General features: G+C 70.9%; 15 protein-coding genes and 1 tRNA gene. 13 read left to right on the top strand and 3 right to left on the bottom strand.

Features of this window, described 5'->3' with window-relative positions; translation table 11 throughout:
- Positions 1–2: 2 nt before the first annotated feature.
- The gene (locus ACIRSU_RS35710; protein WP_403801559.1) at positions 3–1004 is read right to left on the bottom strand and encodes an SMI1/KNR4 family protein; all 1002 of its coding nucleotides are present in this window, start codon (positions 1002–1004) and stop codon (positions 3–5) included.
- A gap of 288 nt (positions 1005–1292) precedes the next feature.
- Between ACIRSU_RS35710 and ACIRSU_RS35715 the strand changes: the two genes are divergently transcribed.
- Positions 1293–1835 carry a YwqJ-related putative deaminase gene (locus tag ACIRSU_RS35715; protein ID WP_403801562.1) on the top strand — a complete coding sequence of 181 codons (543 nt, stop codon included), beginning with the start codon at positions 1293–1295 and terminating at the stop codon, positions 1833–1835.
- A 9-nt stretch (positions 1836–1844) separates the two neighbouring features.
- A complete protein-coding gene (locus tag ACIRSU_RS35720; RefSeq protein WP_403801565.1) occupies positions 1845–2345 on the top strand; it encodes an SUKH-3 domain-containing protein in 501 nt (166 codons plus the stop codon).
- A gap of 48 nt (positions 2346–2393) precedes the next feature.
- On the opposite strand, the gene ACIRSU_RS35725 is transcribed toward ACIRSU_RS35720, so the two are convergent.
- Positions 2394–3731: a sensor histidine kinase gene (locus tag ACIRSU_RS35725; protein ID WP_403801567.1), complete on the bottom strand. Its 1338-nt coding sequence runs from the start codon at positions 3729–3731 to the stop codon at positions 2394–2396.
- A 153-nt stretch (positions 3732–3884) separates the two neighbouring features.
- Between ACIRSU_RS35725 and ACIRSU_RS35730 the strand changes: the two genes are divergently transcribed.
- The 9 genes from ACIRSU_RS35730 (at position 3885) to ACIRSU_RS35770 (ending at position 11263) form a co-directional block, all read left to right on the top strand.
- Positions 3885–4748, top strand: coding sequence for a hypothetical protein (locus tag ACIRSU_RS35730; protein ID WP_403801570.1), 864 nt, complete (start codon positions 3885–3887; stop codon positions 4746–4748).
- Positions 4749–4772: 24 nt separating this feature from the next.
- Positions 4773–4847, top strand: a tRNA-Gln gene (locus ACIRSU_RS35735).
- Positions 4848–4954: 107 nt separating this feature from the next.
- Positions 4955–6403 (top strand): bifunctional UDP-N-acetylglucosamine diphosphorylase/glucosamine-1-phosphate N-acetyltransferase GlmU, encoded by a 1449-nt coding sequence (gene glmU / locus ACIRSU_RS35740; RefSeq protein ID WP_403801573.1) that lies wholly within the window; start codon positions 4955–4957, stop codon positions 6401–6403.
- Between the two features lie 119 nt (positions 6404–6522).
- On the top strand, positions 6523–7497 hold the full coding sequence (locus ACIRSU_RS35745; protein ID WP_365761115.1) for a ribose-phosphate diphosphokinase: 975 nt from the start codon (positions 6523–6525) through the stop codon (positions 7495–7497).
- Between the two features lie 306 nt (positions 7498–7803).
- A complete protein-coding gene (locus ACIRSU_RS35750) occupies positions 7804–8394 on the top strand; it encodes a 50S ribosomal protein L25/general stress protein Ctc (RefSeq protein WP_403801577.1) in 591 nt (196 codons plus the stop codon).
- Between the two features lie 146 nt (positions 8395–8540).
- On the top strand, positions 8541–9137 hold the full coding sequence (gene pth / locus ACIRSU_RS35755; RefSeq protein ID WP_403801580.1) for an aminoacyl-tRNA hydrolase: 597 nt from the start codon (positions 8541–8543) through the stop codon (positions 9135–9137).
- 120 nt (positions 9138–9257) lie between these two features.
- Positions 9258–9782 carry a DUF4232 domain-containing protein gene (locus ACIRSU_RS35760; protein WP_403801583.1) on the top strand — a complete coding sequence of 175 codons (525 nt, stop codon included), beginning with the start codon at positions 9258–9260 and terminating at the stop codon, positions 9780–9782.
- A 45-nt stretch (positions 9783–9827) separates the two neighbouring features.
- Positions 9828–10274 (top strand): hypothetical protein, encoded by a 447-nt coding sequence (locus ACIRSU_RS35765; protein ID WP_403801585.1) that lies wholly within the window; start codon positions 9828–9830, stop codon positions 10272–10274.
- Positions 10275–10486: 212 nt separating this feature from the next.
- Complete coding sequence (locus ACIRSU_RS35770; protein WP_403801588.1) at positions 10487–11263, top strand: LPXTG cell wall anchor domain-containing protein; 777 nt, start codon at positions 10487–10489, stop codon at positions 11261–11263.
- Positions 11264–11334: 71 nt separating this feature from the next.
- Here ACIRSU_RS35770 and ppc read toward each other — a convergent pair whose 3' ends face one another.
- Positions 11335–14064: a phosphoenolpyruvate carboxylase gene (gene ppc, locus ACIRSU_RS35775; RefSeq protein ID WP_403801590.1), complete on the bottom strand. Its 2730-nt coding sequence runs from the start codon at positions 14062–14064 to the stop codon at positions 11335–11337.
- 237 nt (positions 14065–14301) lie between these two features.
- On the opposite strand from ppc, the gene ACIRSU_RS35780 reads away from it, so the two are divergent.
- Positions 14302–15294: an acyl-CoA desaturase gene (locus tag ACIRSU_RS35780; RefSeq protein ID WP_403801593.1), complete on the top strand. Its 993-nt coding sequence runs from the start codon at positions 14302–14304 to the stop codon at positions 15292–15294.
- Positions 15294–15968 (top strand): TetR/AcrR family transcriptional regulator, encoded by a 675-nt coding sequence (locus ACIRSU_RS35785; RefSeq protein WP_403801613.1) that lies wholly within the window; start codon positions 15294–15296, stop codon positions 15966–15968. The genes ACIRSU_RS35780 and ACIRSU_RS35785 overlap by 1 nt, the downstream gene beginning before the upstream one ends.
- Positions 15969–16119 lie beyond the last annotated feature (151 nt).

Consider the following 16119-nt stretch of genomic DNA (forward strand, 5'->3'; position numbering starts at 1 on the left):
GTTCACTCCCCCACCGGGACAACGGGCACGGCGCGCGCGAAGCCGCCGTCCACCATCAGGTTCGCCACCGTCTCCAACTCCGGCGGATTTCCCGCAAGACGCTGCAGGAACTCGTCGAAGTCCGCACCACAGGGCAGCAGCAGGCGCTCGACGCGCTCGTTCACCGTCCAGCCGGCCGCCACCGCACCCGCGTCGCGCACGTCGTCGTACGGGCAGAACCAGACCGAGCCGACCGCCTCGCCCCGCACCTTCACCGCCAGGATGCCGCCCTGGACGAAGGCCACGCCCAGGTAGTCCTTGGTGAGGTGGTCGCGCAGGCACTTGTTGACGTAGACGAGGTCGTTGATGCCCGCCTCCTCGCGCACCGTGAAGAACGGCTGGTCGACAAGGAGACCCAGCTCGGCGTCGAGGGCCGTGCCGACCGGGGCGCAGCCGCCCGCCGCCTTGAGGAAGGAGCGGTACGCGCCGGGCAGCCGGTAGCCGAGGTCCTCCTCGACGCCCTGGACCTGCTGCTCGGACACCGACACGACGCGCTTCGGCAGGCCGAAGTGCGCGGGGCGGGTCTCCTGCAGCGGGCGGGTGCCGCGCTTCGCCTGGTCGACGCCCGCCGCCGTCGCGATGCCGCCGTGATGGCGCAGCAGGGCCTTCACCTCGACCGGGACCAGTTCGAGGCGCCGCGACCCCACCACGTGGTGCCACGTCCAGCCGTGCGGCGTCGCCACCGCCGGGATCGTGTCCCACAGCTCGTGACCGGTCGCGGCAAGGGCCGCGTTCGCCGACACGTAGTCCGTCAGGCGCAGTTCGTCGACGCCGAAACCCTCCGGCGGATCGGCGATCTCCGCCGCCGCCCGCGCGTACGGAGAGAAGTCCGGGTAGCCGCGCTCGTCCACCCGTACCCCTCGGGGATGGCGGGAGGCCCGGACCGGGTCCGGGAAGTGCACGAGCTGCCCGGCGTACGCCGCGTTCGGCGGCGCGGTGTCCTGGCCGAGCCGACCTGTCGTCATGGCGGTTGCCCCCTGAGTGGCTGCTGCTGCCCTGTGGCTTTGCTGGCTGGTCCGCACAGCCTATGCGGTGCCACAAGGGCACGACCCGGGCCACCGCGGCGACCGCACGGACGGTGACCAACTGTCACGACGGCATGACAGAACCGCCATGGTTCCGACACGCCGATTGCACGTTTCCGTGCCCCAGCTTCCCCATCGGGCACGGCGTTTGGCAGGCTGTTCACGCAACTCGGGGGATTGCAGGAGGGGAAGAACAGCACCATGCACGCAAGCGCAACACAGGCACCGATGCCCACTCAGGGTGACCCACGCCTCAGCTGGGGCAGCCGCGCCGACGCCCGCCGCGCTCCCTTACTGCGACACCGCCGCGACGGCATCCTGCCCACCGTCGGCGCCGCCCTCTCCGTCCGCGGCGAGACCCTCACCTGCACCGCGGCCCGAGGCGACCTCGCGCCCGCGCTCCACCCGCTCGTGCAGGACTTCCTCGACACCCTCACCAGCAGCCAGCGCGAACGCTTCACCGGACGATGTCCCGAGGCGATCCTGCTCTCCCGGCACCTCACCGCCACCGACAACGCGCGCTCCAAGCGCGCCCAGCGCAAGCCGCTCACCCACGGCGAGGCCCGCCGCTCGCTCAAGCACGCCAAGCTCACCGCCCGCCGCATCCGCGAAGACGGCGACCCGCTGCACGGCAGCTACGCCGCGCCCTGCCGGTCCTGTACGGCGATGCTCGACCACTTCGGCGTCCTCGCGGTCGACCCGACCGCCCCGACCGCCCCGACCGCCCGGACCGCCCCCACCGTCCCTGCCGCCCCTGTCGAGAACAGCTGACCCACGCCCATGACCGACCACAGCACCACCCGTTTCCCGGTCAACGTCGACGCCGCCCTCCGCGAGGCCGGCTGGCAGCCCGGCCGCTGGGACATCAAGCTCGCCGAGGAGTGGGCCGACGCCCTGCGCGCCTACGTCTCCCCCGGCGGACACCGGCACGCCGTCTTCCCGGCCATCGTCGAGGCCTGGGCCGAGTTCGGCGGCCTGCGGATCACCGCCCCCGGCCACGGCCGCCAGATAGCCCCGGCGACCGTCCGCGTCGACCCCCTCGCCGGACTCCACCTGGCCCGCACCCTCGGCGACCTCGGCCGCGCGCTCGACACCGAACTGGCACCCCTGGGCGAGGAGGTCGAAGGCGACGAGCAGCGCGGCGTACTCGCCATGGACGCCGAGGGACGCGTCTACAGCATCGACCACACCGGCGACTGGTACCTCGGCGCCGACGTCGACACGGCCCTCGGCACGCTGATCACAGGGACGCAACCGGCACGACTGGTGGCGGGACCGTAGGAGCCTGACGCTCCGGGCGCCGACCGAGGCGACCGGAGACACGGCCGGCTACGAGGTGACCGGCAGCACCGCGCTCACCCGGAACCCGCCCGCCTCCGTCGGGCCCGACACGAAGACGCCACCCAGCGCCGTCACCCGCTCCCGCATGCCCAGCAGGCCGTTGCCGCCGCTCGGCAGATGGGCGTCGGCCGCGGCGGCGTCCGACGGGCCGTTCTCGACCTGCATCGCGACCTCCGCCTCGCGATGCGCGAGACGTACGACGACCTCGGCGCCGGCCGCGTGCTTGTGGACGTTCGTCAGAGCCTCCTGAACCACGCGGTACGCCGTCTGCTCGACGTCCACGCCGTACGGGCGGGCCTCACCCATCACCACGAAGTCGACAACCGCGCCGGCCTGCCGCGACTGCTCCACCAGATCGGGCAGCGCGTCCAGACACGGCCCGCCGTCCTGCGCGGCCGCCTCCGCCGCGGCGGCAGCAGCCCGGCCCACAGCGGCGAGCGGCGCGACCGCCGGGGCCGCCGGGGCCGCCGGGGCCGCCGGGCTCACCGGAGCCTCCTCGCGCAGCACCCCCAACATCTCCCGCAGCTCCGTCAACGCCTGCCGGCCCATGTCCCCGACCAGCGCCGCGTTCCGCACCGCCTTCTGCGGATCCTTCAACGCCACCGCCTGCAACGCCGCCGCATGCACCACCATCAACGACACCCGGTGCGCCACGACGTCGTGCATCTCCCGCGCGATCCGCGTCCGCTCCTCCTGCCGCGCCCACTGCGCCCGCTGCTCCGCCCGGTCCGCGAGCAGCGACAACTCCTGCTCCAGGCTGTCCGCGCGTTCGCGCAGCGACTCCATGAGCCGGCGCCGCGCCCCTATGTAGAGGCCGAACAGCAACGGCGGGGCGTTCAGCCCGAGGGTCATGAACAGCGACACGACCGGCACGTACCAGCCGCTCGGATCCAGGTCCGGCGTCCCGGCGTCGGCCTGCGCCACCTCCGCGCGCATCCGCACCACCGTCACGATGTAGACGGCGACGGTCGACATCCCGGCGAGGGCCGCGGTGAAGCGACGGGGCACGTCGGAGGCGGCCAGCGAGTACAGGCCGACGATGCCCATCAGATAGCCCATCTCGGCGGGCGTCGTCGCGATCGAGACGAGCACGACGGTGATCGGCCACCGGCGCCGCACCAGCAGCACGGACCCGACCATCAGCCCGAACAGCACCCCCACGGGCACCGGCAACGACGCCTTCTGCGCGAACCCGACCCCTTCGAGCCCGCACTCCAGCGCGGACACCACGGCCAGCCCGACGTCCAGCACGACGCTGCGCCGCTTCCCCCACCACCACCAGGTACGCGACACCACCGCGTCCTGGTCTGCCCCCGTTGCGGTCATGCCACCCACCCTACGGGCGCGAGCCACCGATTTTCCCGCCGCTGACCGGCCACGGAGTGGCCCCCGTCAACACGCACGCACACCCGTCCCTCGAACGCATGAATCGACCGGGTTTTCGACCCGGACGTCCGCATTCCGGACGACGGTGTCCGCATGACACCCGAGACGAGTCGCTACGCCGACTTCGAAGGCCTACGCCGCCAGGCAGTCGCCCTCCGCCGCGAGGGCCACAGCCTCCGCCAGATCCGCGACCGCCTGCAGGTCTACAACAACGACCTCCTCCACAGGCTGGTGAAGGGCGAGCCGCCCCCGGAGTGGACCAAGCGCCCCAGGGCCAAGGACGACCTCCGGGAGCGAGCGCGCGAACTGCGCCTGGAGGGCAGGACGTACGACCAGATCCAGGTCGAGCTGGGCTGCTCGAAGAGCTCGATCTCGCTGTGGGTACGGGACCTCCCGAAGCCCGCGCGCCGCGATCCGAGGGAGCAGGCGAAGATCGCCGCGCAGAAGCGCTGGGAGCACGAGTTGGCGGTGCGCGACACGAAACGCCAGAGGACCAAGGAGGCCGCGACCCAAGAGGTCGGCACCATGACCGACCGCGAACTCCTACTCGCCGGGGCGGCCCTCTACTGGGCGGAGGGCGCCAAGGACAAGCCTTACTCGCGCCGGGAAAACGTCCTGTTCGTGAACAGCGACCCGGGGGTCATCCGCGTCTATCTGGCCTGGCTGTGCCTCCTGGGGATCGAGCCGCAGCGGCTGGCATTCCGAGTCATGATCCACGCAACGGCTGACGTCGAAGGCGCGAAGCGCTACTGGGCCGAGCTCGTCGGCGTCGACCCGACCACGTTCCAGAAGACCACGATCAAGAACCACAACCCGAAGACGGTCCGGAAGAACGTCGGCCCGGAGTATCGGGGGTGTCTGGTCATCCGCGTCGCACAAGGCGCCGAGTTGTACCGTCGCATCGAAGGCTGGTGGTGCGGCATAGTAGGTGCGGTCGACTCGATCAGCAGGGCGTGATGTCCGATTTGGTCGACTTAGCTATCCCCTGTGGTGTAATCGGCAGCACTGGGACCTTTGGAGTCCTATGTCCGGGTTCGAGTCCTGGCAGGGGAGCCAGTCGACACAGGGCCCCGACCTCCCAGGTCGGGGCCCTTCCTCATACCCCGCCCAGTACCCCCCGGTATCCTTCGGAAGTCCACCACCCGAAGCCGAAGGGCATTCCCGTGAGCGCCAACCGCCCGGCCGCCGTCGTCGTCCTCGCTGCGGGTGAGGGCACCCGCATGAAGTCCAAGACCCCCAAGGTGCTGCACGAGATCGCCGGGCGGTCGCTCGTCGGGCATGTCGTGGCCGCCGCGCGTGAGCTGGAGCCCGAGGACCTGGTCGTGGTCGTGGGGCACGCGCGGGAGCAGGTGACCGCTCATCTCGACGCGCAGTACGCCGGGACGCGGACCGCCGTGCAGGAGGAGCAGAACGGGACCGGGCACGCGGTGCGGACCGCGCTCGGGGAGCTCGGGCGGGCGCCCGAGGGGACCGTGGTCGTGGTGTGCGGTGACACGCCGCTGCTGTCCGGCGAGACGCTGAAGGCGCTGGCGGCGACGCACGCGGCGGACGGCAACGCCGTCACCGTGCTGACCGCCGAGGTGCCGGACTCCACCGGCTACGGCCGGATCGTGCGTGACCCGGCGACCGGTGCCGTGACCGAGATCGTGGAGCACAAGGACGCCTCCGACGAGCAGCGGGCGATCAGGGAGATCAACTCCGGGGTGTTCGCGTTCGACGGGCAGTTGCTCGCGGACGCGCTCGGGAAGGTGCGGACGGACAACAGTCAGGGCGAGGAGTACCTGACGGACGTGCTGTCGATTCTTCGTGAGGCGGGGCACCGGGTGGGTGCGTCGGTGGCCGCCGATCACCGGGAGATCCTGGGGATCAACAACCGGGTGCAGCTGGCCGAGGCCCGTACTCTCCTGAACCGGCGCCTGCTGGAGCGCGCGATGCTCGCGGGTGTGACGGTGGTGGACCCGGCGTCGACGTTCGTCGACGTGACGGTGACGTTCGAGGCGGACGCGACCGTTCTGCCGAACACGATCCTGCTCGGCGCCACGCACATCGCGGAGGACGCGGTCGTGGGCCCGAACTCGCGCCTGAAGGACACGACGGTCGACAAGGGCGCCCGGGTGGACAACACGGTGGCGGACTCGGCGCGCGTCGGCGCGGGCGCGAGCGTGGGCCCGTACGCGTATCTGCGTCCGGGGACGGACCTGGGCGCGAAGTCCAAGGCGGGTACGTACGTCGAGATGAAGAACGCGACGATCGGCGAGGGGACGAAGGTCCCCCATCTGTCGTACGTCGGTGACGCGACGATCGGCGAGTACTCGAACATCGGTGCGGCGAGCGTCTTCGTCAACTACGACGGCGAGGCGAAGCACCACACGACGATCGGGTCCCACTGCCGGACCGGTTCGGACAACATGTTTGTGGCACCCATCACGATCGGGGACGGCGCGTACACCGCCGCCGGCTCCGTGATCACGAAGGACGTGCCGCCCGGTTCGCTGGCCGTCGCCCGTGGCCAGCAGCGGAATATCGAGGGTTGGGTGGCCCGCAAGCGTCCCGGCAGTGCCGCCGCGCAGGCCGCTCAGGCCGCATCCGAGATGTCCGCCGGCGAAAGCTGACCGGAAACGAGTACGCCGAACTCGGCGTACCGTGATACGTGCACACAAATTCGGCTGGCTCGCACACGCGCACGGGAGCGCGGGAATCGCCGCCAGATAACCGTCGAGGAGACAGTGCTGTGACCGGGATCAAGACGACCGGCGAGAAGAAGCTGATGCTCTTCTCCGGCCGCGCCCACCCCGAGCTGGCCGAGGAGGTCGCGCACCAGCTGGGCGTCGGCATCGTGCCGACCAAGGCTTTCGACTTCGCCAATGGTGAGATCTACGTCCGCTTCCAGGAGTCGGCGCGTGGCGCGGACTGCTTCCTGATCCAGAGCCACACGGCTCCGATCAACAAGTGGATCATGGAGCAGCTGATCATGATCGATGCTCTGAAGCGGGCCTCGGCCCGGAGCATCACCGTGATCATCCCGTCCTACGGCTATGCCCGTCAGGACAAGAAGCACCGCGGTCGTGAGCCGATCTCGGCCCGTCTGGTCGCCGACCTGCTGAAGACGGCGGGTGCGGACCGCATCCTGACGGTGGACCTGCACACGGACCAGATCCAGGGCTTCTTCGACGGCCCGGTGGACCACCTGTCGGCCCTGCCGGTCCTCGCGGACTACGTGGGTGCCAAGGTCGACCGCGAGAAGCTGACGATCGTCTCTCCGGACGCCGGCCGCGTGCGCGTGGCGGACCGCTGGTGCGACCGTCTGGACGCGCCGCTGGCGATCGTGCACAAGCGCCGTGACAAGGACGTCGCCAACCAGGTGACCGTCCACGAGGTCGTCGGTGACGTGAAGGGCCGTGTCTGTGTCCTGGTGGACGACATGGTCGACACCGCGGGCACGATCTGCGCGGCCGCGGACGCGCTGTTCGCGCACGGTGCCGAGGACGTCATCGTGACGGCCACGCACGGCATCCTGTCCGGCCCGGCGGCGGACCGCCTGAAGAACTCCAAGGTGAGCGAGTTCGTGTTCACGGACACGCTGCCGGACCCGAGCTCGCTGGAGCTCGACAAGATCACGGTCCTGTCGATCGCGCCGACGATCGCGCGCGCGGTGCGCGAGGTGTTCGAGGACGGCTCGGTGACGAGCCTGTTCGAGGAGCACTGAGACTCCCGGCAGATCCGGCAGATCTGACAGATCTGGCGGAAGGGCCCGTCTGCTCCGTACCCGTACGGAGCAGACGGGCCCTTCCCGTTCCCCCTCCCGTTCCTTTTCCCGTTCCCTCGACGTGATCCATTTGGGCGCCGGGGCGCGCGCCGTTAGACTGTCGTGGTTGCTCGGCGAGGGAGGCCGGACCGCGTACGGCGTACGCATGGTTCCGGCGGTCCGTTATCGACGCGCTCTTCGTAGCAGGCCCACGCCAGTCGGGCCGGGTGACAGTCGCATCCGTCACCGCACACACGAGGAGTGCACATGTCCGAGGTGAAGCTCACCGCGTCCGTCCGCACCGAGTTCGGCAAGGGCGCCGCCCGCCAGCTCCGTCGCGCCGCCCAGGTTCCCGCCGTCCTTTACGGCCACGGCTCGGACCCGATCCACCTGGCCCTGCCGGCCCACGACACGGGCATGGCGCTGCGTACGCCGAACGTCCTGCTGTCCCTGGACATCGAGGGCAAGGGCTCCGAGCTCGCCATCCCGAAGGCCGTCCAGCGCGACGCGATCAAGGGCTTCCTCGAGCACGTCGACCTGCTCCTGGTCAAGCGTGGCGAGAAGGTCACCGTCGAGGTTCCGGTCGTCGCCGAGGGCGAGCTGGCCGCCGGTGGCAACCTGCTCGAGCACGTCCTGAACACCGTCTCGGTCGAGGCCGAGGCCACCCACCTGCCCGAGGCCGTCACGGTCTCCGTCGAGGGCCTGGAGGCCGGTGCCTCCCTCCTGGCGCAGGACCTGACGCTGCCGAAGGGCGTCACCCTGGTGACCGAGGGCGACGCCGTCGTCCTGCAGGTCCTGGCCGCGCAGGCCGAGGAGCCGGCTGCCGAGACCGAGGCCGCCGAGGGCGCCGAGGCCTGAGCCGTAGGCTCTGCCTGACGCAGACGGGGTGACGGGCCACGGCCTGTCACCCCGTTTCTGTCTGTTCACACCCGTACGCGACACGTGCGCGACACGTGCGTGACACGTACGCATTGACTACGCATTCACGAGGAGACGAGACGCGGATGACGGACGACGCGAACGCGCCCTGGCTGATCGTCGGCCTCGGCAACCCGGGCCCGGAGTACGCGGGCAACCGGCACAACGTGGGCTTCATGGTGGTGGACCTGCTGGCCGAGCGGATCGGCGGCAAGTTCAAGCGGGCGCAGAAGGCGCAGGCGCAGGTGGTGGAGGGCCGGATGGGTCCGCCCGGGCCGGCGAACCGGCGGGTGGTGCTGGCCAAGCCGATGTCGTACATGAACCTCTCGGGCGGTCCGGTGACGGCGCTGCGTGACTTCTACAAGGTGCCGACGGCGCACATCGTGGCGATCCACGACGAGCTGGACATCGACTACGGGGTGCTGCGTCTGAAGATCGGCGGCGGCGACAACGGCCACAACGGGCTGAAGTCGATGACGAAGGCGATGGGTGCGGAGTACCACCGGCTGCGGTTCGGGATCGGCCGGCCGCCGGGCCGGATGCAGGTGGCGGACTTCGTCCTGAAGGACTTCTCGTCGACCGAGCGCAAGGAGCTGGACTACTTCGTGGACCGGGCGGCGGACGCGGTGGAGTGCCTGGTGACGGAGGGGCTGGAGCGGGCGCAGTCCGCGTACAACTCCTGATCCCGCCCGGGCGGAGCACGACCGGCCCGTCCCGCACGGCCGGCACGGCCGGAACCTCGCCGGGAGATGCCGCATCTTGCTGTCCATAAGGGCGGAGAGCCTCATGGGGGGTCGGTTTCGGTGGCACGGAGAACGGTCGCGGTCGTGGTCCTGGGCCTGGCGCTGTTGACGGGGGCGGTCGCCTGCGACGGCGGCCGGGATGACGCGGCGAACTGCGGGACGGCGGACCTCCGCTGGAAGGCGACCCGTACGTCCGGCAACGGGCGGGACGCGCCGGCGGCCGTGCTCAGCGCCACGAACAAGGGCGCACGCCGCTGCGCCCTCGACGGCTATCCGGAGCTCGACGCCCACGTCGGAAAGGCGCAGGGCACGACGGCGAAGCCGGAGCCGGGGAAGGGCGACCCGGACCGCGTGGTCCTGGAGCCGGGTCGTACGGCCGACTTCGCGCTCTTCTACGACCCGTACCCCAGCAAGGGGTACTGCTTCATGGACGGCTTCCTCGACCCGTCGCTGTACGTGATTCCGCCGCGCCCGGCGCGGGGTGACTACGGCACCTCGACGGAGCTGACAGACGCGAAGGGCCGTCAGCTGCCCGCCCAGATCTGCGGGGACGACGTCCGGATCGGCCCGGCCCGGCTGCGGTAGGCGTCGCCCTGGCGCGTTTGCCGTACGACTGTACGATCGCGGGTCATGACGCATGTCCGTAACGCCGCCGTGGCCCTCGTCGTCCTGTTCCTCGTCGTCGCGGGGGCGTGGTCGTCGTGGAACACGGCGCAGCACGTGCTGCTGTCCCAGGGTCGCGAGCACGGCACGCTGACGGTGACCGGCTGCAACGAGCAGACGTGCAGCGGGCGTTACGTACCGGACGATCCGGCCGCTTCGAAGCACCGTGCGCTGTCCATCGCGCATTCGGTGGCGGCGGAGAAGGGCGAGACGCTGGCGGTGGTGGTGAAGCCGGGTACGGACGAGGCGGTCCGTGCGGGCTGGGGCGGCGGGCTGCACGCGTGGCTGCCGCTGGGCGGGGCGCTGTTGCTGGCCGCGCCGCTGGTCGGGGGCGGGATGCGGATGGTGCGGACGGCGTGGTGGTTCGCGGGGGTGGGGGCGGCGGTGCTGCTGGCCGCGTTCTTCGCACTCTGACGTCGCGCTCCTCGGCCGCGCTCCTCAGCCACGCTCCTCGGCCGCGCTCCTCGGCTGCGCTCCTCGGCCGCGCTCTGACGTCGCAGTCTGGTTTTTTTCGGACACGGTGGCCCGATACCGCCGAATCGTTATCACCCCTTGGGTTAAGGGGGACTTAAAGCGGTGGATAGGCTGCCCCCGCCACCTCCCACGGCATCCCTCTCATCTCTCAGATGGACAGCAGCCATATGCGTCGTACCCTCATATCCGCCGCCACGGTCGTCAGCACCGTCACCGCGGCCTCCCTTCTGCTCGCCCCGGTCGCCTCTGCCAACGGCAAGCCGAACCGGAACGGCGACAACGGCACCGTGAAGATCCACGATGCCAAGACGGGCGAAGAGCTCATGAAGAACGAGCCGCACGTCTGCATCTTCTACCTCGACGGTTTCAAGTTCGACGGCGCCCAGAAGGTCGACTGGACCATCAAGGGCTGGGCCCCGACCAAGGACCTCGAGGGCACCAAGGGCTCGCTGGAGCTCGACGGTTCGGGTCACGAGCGCACGGCCGACATCGTGCTGCCCGAGGGCCACTACAAGCTGTTCTGGAACTTCGACAACGAGAACGGCAAGGCCAAGCACAAGGTCTTCTGGGTCGACTGCAAGGGCGAGCCCACCGGGACCCCGTCCGGCACCCCGAGCGGTACGCCGTCCGGCACGCCGTCGGACACCCCCTCCGGCACCCCGAGCGGTACGCCGTCGGACACCCCGTCCGGCACGCCGACCACCGGCACCCCGGGGACCCCCGGGTCGCCGTCCGCCACCACCCCGGGCGCCACCACGGCCCCCGGCACCAACGGCGGTGACAACGGTGGCAACACCGGCGGTTCGAACGGCAACCTGGCCGAGACCGGTTCCAGCGCTCCCGTCGGCATCCTCGCCGGTGTCGCCGTGGCCCTCGCGGCCGCCGGTGCGTTCCTGGTGACGCGTCGCCGCAAGGCGCAGCAGCACTGACGCGGCGCCTGAGCACATGACGGTGCCCCCACGGGAGTTCCCGTGGGGGCACCGTCGTGTGCGGGCAGCGGTCAGCCGGTGTTGCGCAGGCCGGCCGCCACGCCGTTGACCGTGAGCAGCAGCGCCCGCGCGAGCAGCGGGTCGGGCTCCTCGCCGCGGTCGGCGGCGGAGCGCTGGCGGGCGAGCAGGGCGACCTGGAGGTAGGAGATCGGGTCCAGGTAGGCGTCGCGGATGGCGAAGGTCTGCTGGAGGACCGGGTTGGAGTCGAGCAGTCGCTCGCCGCCGGTGACCTTGAGGACCTCGGCCACGGTGAGCGCGTGCTCGGCCTGGATGGTGTCGAAGACGTGCTTGAGCTCGTCGGGCACGAGGGTGTCGACGTAGTGGCCGGCGATCCGCAGGTCCGTCTTGGCCAGCGTCATCTCGACGTTGGAGAGGAAGTTGCGGAAGAAGCCCCACCGCTCGTACATCTCGCCGAGGACGGCGTCGAGGCCGGCCTCGCGCAGCGCCTTGAGGCCGGAGCCCACGCCGAACCAGCCGGGGACGATCTGGCGGGACTGGGTCCAGCCGAACACCCACGGGATGGCGCGCAGTCCGTCGAGTCCGGCGCCGGAGTCGGGGCGGCGCGACGGCCGGGAGCCGAGGTGCAGGTCGGCGAGCTGGTCGACCGGGGTGGACGCGAAGAAGTACGCGGGCAGGTCGGGGTCCTCGACGAGGCGCCGGTACGCGGAGTGGGCGGCGTCGGAGACGGTGTCCATGGCCGCGTCCCAGCGGGCCAGGGCCTCGTCGGACTGGCGGGGCGCGGTGTGCAGGGCGGACGCCTGGAGGGTGGCGGCGACCGTCAGTTCGAGGTTCTCCCGGGCGAGCGACGGGATGAGGTACTTGTCGGAGATGACCTCGCCCTGCTCGGTCACCTTGATCTCGCCCTCCAGGGTGCCCCAGGGCTGGGCGAGGATGGCGTCGTGCGAGGGGCCGCCGCCGCGGCCGACGGTGCCGCCGCGGCCGTGGAAGAGGCGCAGGCGTACGCCGTGGCGGTGGGCGACGTCGCGCAGCCGCCGCTGTGCGCGGTGGATCTCCCACTGGGACGTGGTGATGCCGCCGAACTTGGAGGAGTCGGAGTAGCCGAGCATGACCTCCTGGACGTCGCCGCGCAGGGAGACGAGGCGCCGGTAGGAGGGGTCGGCGAGCATGTCGTTGAGGATGACGTCGGCGGCCTTGAGCTCGTCGGTGGTCTCCAGGAGCGGCACGATGCCGATCTTGGCCCAGCCGGCGTGCAGGTCGATGAGGCCGGCTTCGCGCGCGAGGACGGTGGCGGCGAAGACGTCGTCGGCGCCCTGGCACATCGAGATGATGTAGGACTCGATGACCTCGGGGCCGAAGCGCTCGAAGGCTTCCTTGATGGTGTGGAAGACGCCGAGGGTCTTCTGGCCGGCGGCGTCGAGCGGTGCCGGGGTGGGGGCGAGCGGGCGGCGCGAGCGGAGTTCCTTGGCGAGCAGCTTCTGCCGGTATTCGCGCGGCATGTCGGCGTACCGCCAGGACTCCTCGCCGAGCCGGTCGAAGAGCTGGCCGAGGGCGTGGTGGTGGGCGTCGGCGTGTTCGCGGACGTCCATGGTGGCGAGCTGGAGGCCGAAGGCGGCCAGGGTGCGGATGGTGCGGTCCATCCGGCCGTCGGCGAAGAGGCCGCCGCGGTGGGCGCGCAGCGAGGTCTGGACGAGGGTGAGGTCGCGGAGCAGCTCGGCGGTGCCGAGGTAGTCGCGGCCTTCCTGGTGGGGGGTGCCGTTGGCGAGGCGCTCGCGGGTGTTGAGGAGCTTCTGGCGGATGCAGGTGACCTTGAGCCGGTAGGGCTCCTCGGCGTTGAGGCGCTTGTAGCGGGGGCTGATCTCGGGCAGCCGCTCCAGGTCGGCGTTGAGCGAGTCGAGGAGTTCCTCGGTCGCGCCCGCGTAGCGGATGGAGTTGGAGAGGAGCCCGCGGAGGAAGTCGACGAGTTCGAGGGCGTCGGTGATGCCGTGCTCGTGCTGGAGGATCAGGACGTCCCAGGTGACCTGCGGGGTGACGTTGGGGTTGCCGTCGCGGTCGCCGCCGATCCAGGTGCCGAAGGTGAGCGGGCGGGTGCCGGCGGGCAGCTCGTAGCCGACGCGCTCCAGCTCGGCGGCGAGGTCTTCGAGGACGTCGCCGACGGCGTTGGCGTGCAGCTCGTCGAGGTAGTAGATGGCGTTGCGGGCCTCGTCGGCGGGCTCGGGCCGGACGACGCGGAGCTCGTCGGTCTGCCAGATCAGGTCGATGTTCTCGGCGAGCCGCAGGTCGGTGCGGCGCCGGTCGGCCACGCCGACCGGGGTCTCCAGCAGCGCGGCGATCCGGCGCAGCTTGTTGAGGACGGAGCGCCGGGCGGCCTCGGTCGGGTGGGCGGTGAAGACGGGCCGTACGTTGAGGTTCTTGATCGTCGCGCGTACGTGGTCCGGGTCGCCGTCCTTGAGCATGTCGGCGGTGCGGGCGAGCAGGCCGCCCTCGGCGGCGCGCTTCTCGCGCATCTCGCGGCCGCGGTGGACCTGCTCGGTGACGTTCGCGAGGTGGAAGTACGTGGAGAACGCGCGTACGAGCCGGGCGGCGGTGTCCAGCTCGACGCCGCGCAGCAGCTCGGCCGCGGCCTCGCCGTCCTCGCGGGTGAGGCGGCGGACCTTCTCGACGAGCTCGAGGAGCTCGGGGCCCTCCTGGCGGACGAGCGTCTCGCCGAGGAGATCGCCCAGTCGGCGGATGTCGGAGCGCAGCTCGGCGCTGGCGGTGGAGGTCTGGTCGGCACTGCTCACAGGTGCGGCTCCTTGCAGTGTTTGAGCACGTCTGGAGGGGTACTGGAGGCTTGCGGACCGCGCTGTCCGACGCACCCAGGATAGGTGTCCGTGTTCGCGGCACGGGCCACGCCCCGGCTTTGGCGCTCTTGCCGGAAGCCGAGGCGCTGCCATACTTACGTCGCCGTAGGTTACGGAAGCGTAGCCAGAGGCTCCATTTCTGTTGCGTACCCTCCCCCTCACCCCCCAGGGACACCTATGACCACAAGCCCCGAGGTGACCTCGGAGTCCTCGCGATCCGAGGTGCTCGACGCCGCTCAGCACCTGCCCTCCGCCACCCTCGGCGGGGACAACAAGCGTTCGATCGAGCAGATCACGCTGCTGCTGTTCATCACGGTGCCCTTCCTGGCCCTGGTGGCGGCGGTGCCGCTGGCCTGGGGCTGGGGGGTGAGCTGGCTGGATCTGGGGCTGATGACGGCGATGTACTACATCGGCTGCCACGGCATCACGATCGGCTTCCACCGCTACTTCACGCACGGCTCGTTCAAGGCGAAGCGGCCGCTGCGGATCGCGCTCGCCGTCATGGGGTCGCTGGCGGTCGAAGGTCCGCTGGTGCGCTGGGTGGCGGACCACCGCAAGCACCACAGGTTCTCGGACGCCGAGGGGGATCCGCACTCTCCGTGGCGGTTCGGCGAGACGGTGCCGGCCCTGATGAAGGGGCTGTGGTGGGCGCACATCGGCTGGATGTTCGACGAGGAGCAGACGCCGCAGCACAAGTACGCGCCCGATCTGATCAAGGACTCGGCGATCCGCGCGATCTCCCGCCAGTTCGTCGTGTGGACGATCGTCTCCCTCGCGATTCCGCCGCTGGTGGGCGGTCTGGTGACGATGTCCTGGTGGGGCGCGTTCACGGCCTTCTTCTGGGGCTCGCTGGTGCGGGTGGCGCTGCTGCACCACGTGACGTGGTCGATCAACTCGATCTGTCACGCGGTCGGCAAGCGTCCCTTCAAGTCGCGTGACCGCTCCGGCAACGTCTGGTGGCTGGCGGTGCTGTCCTGTGGCGAGTCCTGGCACAACCTGCACCACGCGGATCCGACCTCGGCCCGGCACGGTGTGCTGCGCGGCCAGGTCGACTCCAGCGCCCGCCTGATCCGCTGGTTCGAGCAGCTGGGCTGGGCGACGGACGTGCGCTGGCCGGCCAAGGAGCGGATCGACGCCCGGCGCCGGAACGTGTCCGCCGACGCGGCATGATGGAAGGCGTGGCGATCGACGGCAGTTCCATCAGCAGCGAGCAGAAGCCCCGGCGTGGCCGCCGGGTGAGGATGACGGGCGCCGAGCGCCGCGAACAGCTCCTCGACATCGGTCGCACGCTCTTCGCGGAGAAGGGCTTCGAGGGCACGTCCGTGGAGGAGATCGCGGCCAAGGCCGGGGTGTCCAAGCCGGTGGTGTACGAGCACTTCGGCGGCAAGGAGGGCCTGTACGCGGTCGTGGTCGACCGGGAGATGCGCCAGCTGCTCGACATGGTGACGGGCGCGCTGACCGCGGGCCATCCGCGCGAGCTCCTGGAGCAGGCGGCCTTCGCGCTCCTCGACTACATCGAGCGCTATACGGACGGCTTCCGGATCCTGGTCCGGGACTCGCCGGTCGCCCAGTCGACGGGCACGTTCGCGTCGCTGATCAGCGACATCGCCACGCAGGTGGAGGACATCCTGGGCCTGGAGTTCAAGGCCCGGGGCTTCGACCCGAAGCTGGCGCCGCTCTACGCGCAGGCGCTGGTCGGCAGCGTGGCGCTGACCGGGCAGTGGTGGCTGGACGTCCGCAAGCCGAAGAAGGCGGAGGTCGCCGCGCACCTGGTGAACCTGGCCTGGCACGGCCTGGACGGCCTGGAGCAGAAGCCGCGCCTGATAGGGCACCGCAAGAGCTGAGGGACCGAGCATCCGGGAACCGGGGGCGGGGGGGCGCGGGGGGCCCCCCCCCCCCCGGGCCCCCCCCCCCCCCCGCCCCGCCCCCCCCCGCCCCCCGGTGGGGGCGGGGGAGGGCCACCACACGGCGGGGGGCCCCGCCGGGGTGTGGGGC

Source organism: Streptomyces sp. NPDC101160 (assembly GCF_044768205.1).
Classification (GTDB): Bacteria; Actinomycetota; Actinomycetes; order Streptomycetales; family Streptomycetaceae; genus Streptomyces.